This is a genomic window from Corynebacterium lemuris (assembly GCF_024919295.1).
In the GTDB taxonomy this organism is placed as follows: domain Bacteria; phylum Actinomycetota; class Actinomycetes; order Mycobacteriales; family Mycobacteriaceae; genus Corynebacterium; species Corynebacterium lemuris.
The window spans coordinates 1-2,434 of the sequence record NZ_JANWTC010000013.1 but is presented as its reverse complement, the minus strand read 5'-3'; the positions used below and the strand labels follow the sequence as shown (position 1 = coordinate 2,434).

The 2,434-nt window shown below is 55.6% G+C and carries 3 protein-coding genes; all 3 read right to left on the bottom strand.

Features of this window, described 5'->3' with window-relative positions:
• Nucleotides 1-125: 125 nt before the first annotated feature.
• A complete protein-coding gene (locus tag NYP18_RS13220) occupies nucleotides 126-1,058 on the bottom strand; it encodes a replication protein RepA (RefSeq protein ID WP_259428669.1) in 933 nt (310 codons plus the stop codon).
• Nucleotides 1,059-1,423: 365 nt separating this feature from the next.
• The gene (locus NYP18_RS13215; protein WP_259428668.1) at nucleotides 1,424-1,546 is read right to left on the bottom strand and encodes a hypothetical protein; all 123 of its coding nucleotides are present in this window, start codon (nucleotides 1,544-1,546) and stop codon (nucleotides 1,424-1,426) included.
• 131 nt (nucleotides 1,547-1,677) lie between these two features.
• Complete coding sequence (locus NYP18_RS13210) at nucleotides 1,678-2,268, bottom strand: AAA family ATPase (RefSeq protein ID WP_304503860.1); 591 nt, start codon at nucleotides 2,266-2,268, stop codon at nucleotides 1,678-1,680.
• Between the last annotated feature and the right edge of the window lie 166 nt (nucleotides 2,269-2,434).

Sequence of the window (2,434 nt, the reverse complement as noted above, 5' to 3'; positions counted from 1 at the left end):
GAGGGTAAATGTACGCAGCGTGACCTGCGGAAATAGAAAACCCCAGCCGAGCAAAGCTGCGACCGAGGGTAAATGTACGCAGCGTGACCTGCGGAAATAGAAAACCCCACAGAGTGGGGTCACGGCTATCTGGATTCGAGTTTGCGTCTCGGCTTCGGCGAGATCGGCGTAGGCCCCTGATGAACAAGGAGGCCCTCTGCCGTGACTTCGGCTCCTACCTCGGGCCAGAGCTCTGCAATGGAGGCGATACATTTCTTAATCTCGGTCCGGAAATCCCGCCGCTGCACCCAGGTAGTCAGTTCCACCGGAGAGAAATGACCTTCGAGGGTCTCCCAGGTAAAAGTAAACGAGCGTTCGTTGCGCTTAGATAACCAGAACTTCTTGAGGGCAAGCCAAGTGTAGATATCCATCGCTCGGGGCTTTCCGAGTTGCTGGAGGACGGAAATATCTATCGGGATTGGTGCCCGGTTGATCTCGTCGTAGAACTCTTCGGTGAGTTCAATGAACGATTCACTCATAGCCGGCTGATCCGGGTCGGGCGATAGCCAGAGCTCGTGGTAATTGCTGATGTCCACGGTGGGATTAGCTGCCCTACGGGTAGAGAGTGCGGTCTGCGCGACGTTTTCGACCCTGATTGAGCAAGCCGCAATGCGGTCAACTTGATCACGAATCCGAGCAATAACAGTTCCACTCCCCCGCGTAGTCAGTCCGATTGCACGCAAGAAGGCGTTGAGGGAGTTTCCGAGGGGAATTCGCCGGGCTTCCTCCACGCTCATCGAACCAGTTTTGGCCTGCCCGTCACGCTCTACTGCCTTGGTGATGACGTAGGCCATGACCAACCGGGGATACTTGCCATAGGGCAACCCAGCGGTAGCGGTGACTGTGATTTTTGTCGGGCCTTGTTGGACCTGGCGGATTAGGTCGGTGGAGCTGCGATACGGGAAGAGGGCTTGTACAAAAACTCGACTGGTATAGCCCACGTCTCGATGGTCTACAGGTTCGATCAGGTCACCAATAGTATTGGCAGCCGTGGTGTCCGCAGGGGTATGATTATCCATAAATCCTCACAACCGGGTTCTAATTCTTCTGTGGGGTCACGTCCGGGGCTGTTGGCGCAGCGCCCGGACTTTTATTGCGTTAGGTTCCAAACTACATGCTGGCGGGGGCCAGCTGGGCTGACTTGGCCGATGACTCGCGGGCGTCGCAGGTAGCTACCTTGGCCGCCCGGACCGCTCAGGAAAACTGAAGTAATGGAACGCCGAATTCGGGTTGACCGTATTTACAGCATTACAGTTACCGTAAGGCCGTAAATGCGGGATTACGGCAGAAATGGGGATGGACGTAATGTTCGAGCACTTTACAGTTTTACGGTTACCGTAAAACTGTAAAACCATATTTGCAGTTCTGTGGCGGGCGGAGAACTTTACTTCTTGGAGGTGACGTAAACGGTTAGCTGTTCCTCCACGATTTCCCGCATCGTCTTACCTTCCTGGGCGGCGATCGCCTTGAGCCGGCGGTGGAGGTCGACATCAATCTGAATGGTCAACTTTTTTAGCGTTCCGGGGTCGTCTTTCGGCTGGAAGGTGTCTTCCACGCTCTTCCCTGCAAGGTGGGTTCGATTACTTTCGCTAGCCTTCTTCGGGCCGACTTGGCCAGAAACTCTGTTTCTCGTGCTGCTCATTCGACAACCTCCAGGATCTGCTTGGCCACCCCGTCGTACCCATAGGATTCGGGCCCGGGAGTGTAGCCAAAGGTTGAATGGATATTCTCGCGCAGAGGAATAAGTTCATCGAAGACGGGGACTGCGTTGTCTGCGAGGGCTTGAAGGACAATATCGAGCGAGCTAGTGCCGGTACGGGCGAACGTGATCAAAACGCCGTACGCTTTCCCCTCCAGCGAGGGCTGCAGCTCCCAGACTCGGGATAGATCCGCGTTCGTGGCGCGCGTGGGAACCACGACGAAATCTGCGGCAGCGATGGCCGCGTCAATTGCTTCAGGATCGCCGGGGGGTGTGTCCACCACGATGAACTCTTCCGGTTCTGCAAGCCGAGTAATTCTCTCTAGGCGGCGGGGAATGGTGTTTTCCACCCTGAAGGGCAAGGGTTCCTCGGCGTCCTGCGCCCGCTCGGCCCAGTCAATGGCCGTGCCCTGACGGTCAAGGTCGATCACTCTGACATCTTTGCCCTGTGCGGCAAGAGCTGCAGCAAGATACATTGAAGTCGTCGTTTTTCCGACGCCGCCTTTTGCGTTAACCACGCTGATGAGCATGTAAAACCTCCTCCTATGTGTGTACTTCCTAGGATACAGAATTACGGCTTTACGGCAACCGTAAAGCCGTAAAGCTGGAAAAGCGGTTACCGACCACCGGCCCGAAGTGAGACGACCCTCCTGGCAGGAAATTAAACCGCATTGCTGGAAATACGGCAACCGTAAA

Bases quoted from the DNA above. Each gene is read 5' to 3' on its own strand.
- NYP18_RS13220 (WP_259428669.1), bottom strand. From the start codon at position 1,058: ATGGATAATCATACCCCTGCGGACACCACGGCTGCCAATACTATTGGT.
- NYP18_RS13210 (WP_304503860.1), bottom strand. From the start codon at position 2,268: ATGCTCATCAGCGTGGTTAACGCAAAAGGCGGCGTCGGAAAAACGACG.